The sequence below is a fragment of the Bradyrhizobium sp. STM 3809 genome (genome assembly GCF_000239795.1).
Lineage (GTDB): Bacteria > Pseudomonadota > Alphaproteobacteria > Rhizobiales > Xanthobacteraceae > Bradyrhizobium.
In genome coordinates this window covers 1-1,354 of record NZ_CAFJ01000613.1, presented here as the reverse complement: position 1 = coordinate 1,354, position 1,354 = coordinate 1, and the positions used below count along the sequence as shown (strand labels likewise).

The window sequence follows — 1,354 nt, the reverse complement described above, 5'->3', positions numbered from 1 at the left end:
CGAGGATCGACAGCAGGAAGCCGACGAACGCCAGCACATAGCCCCACGCGATCGTCAGCGAATGCCGACACGCGGCCTTGACTCTTGTCCACATGACCAAGCCTTTCCATGAGATGTGAAGACGAGCGGCGCGACTGCGCGAGCTATGCCGCGCCTGACGCCCAGGTTGATTCGTTCGTGCCATCGATCAGCGACGCTCGGTCGCAGGAGCTCCCGAGAGCCCTGCTCGGGACGCCTCAGCGACGGCCGAGAACACGCGCCACCAGGGCAGCAAAAAGGGCTCCAATGGAGCCCTTTGCTGGATGCCTGATCGACGCCTGGATGGGGGGCGACGCCCCCGCGAGGGGCGGCGGCATGGACTCCTGCAACCCGCGGCCCAAGCTGATCGTCGGGTCGATCTCCATCATAGCCTTGAGCAGGCCGGCACAACCTGGCTGCCGGTCGACCGCCTGGGGATCGTAGACTCCGTCACGGACATATTTTCCCGCGCGGTACTGGTCGGTCCCGGCCCATAGATAGGGCGACGGCACCCCACGCCGGGCATAGCCGAGCCCGTTATACTGCTCGAGCAGCGTCAAGGCGCCGCCGATCGACCAGTCCCGCCATCGCGCCGCATAGGGCGGGCAATTGGCGAGTGCATCGACCGCGGCATCCTCCCACGATTCGAAGGGCCCGCGCCCGGCCGGAACATGGACCGACACCCGATCCCACGGGTCCCCCTGCGCCAGTGAGCGGGACCAGTTCTGCGACGATTCCCGCTCGTGGATCACGGCAATGATGGGCCAGGGAACGCCGGTGCGCCGGGCCACTGCTTGATAGCGTGGCTTGGCGGCGACGAGGCGACGGGCGGCTGAGACGCAGTCAGAGAAGGGCCTCCTTGATCCACCTTGCAGAATTCGCTTTCATTATGCAATCGATCTTGACCATCACCACTCACTTCCAAATTGGATATAAGTAAACTCGTAATTCACGACAGACTTGCCACTTTTCGGATACCCCGCGCATGCCATCATCGATCCAGATTGGTTTTTTGAGCATCGGCGCACTATGTTTGTGCGCTGGAATGATCCACGAGATCAGGCTGCGAGCTGTTGAGATACGCGATGACTACGATTATTGGTGGTGGTCTATTAAATAGACCCTGACACTCGCCCCTCTTGAGCCGAAGCGAAAACTGCTCGGGTCAAGAGCACGATCTGAGGTTTCACTCAGATTCGATCGCCTTCCGTCCGCGCACAACTTTTGTTTGCATTTCTGATAGATTTTTGCTTTGCAGAGTACAGTTCAAGCTAGGCCATTAGACCGCGCCATGCGCCCCAAACCAACCCGTGTTGCCTGTCTGGCCCACACCCTG

The 1,354-nt window shown here is 60.8% G+C and carries 1 protein-coding gene; it reads right to left on the bottom strand.

Annotated features, from left to right (window positions below; genetic code table 11):
- Positions 1-236: 236 nt before the first annotated feature.
- The gene (locus tag BRAS3809_RS27615) at positions 237-809 is read right to left on the bottom strand and encodes a hypothetical protein (protein WP_008965297.1); all 573 of its coding nucleotides are present in this window, start codon (positions 807-809) and stop codon (positions 237-239) included.
- Positions 810-1,354: the final 545 nt, after the last annotated feature.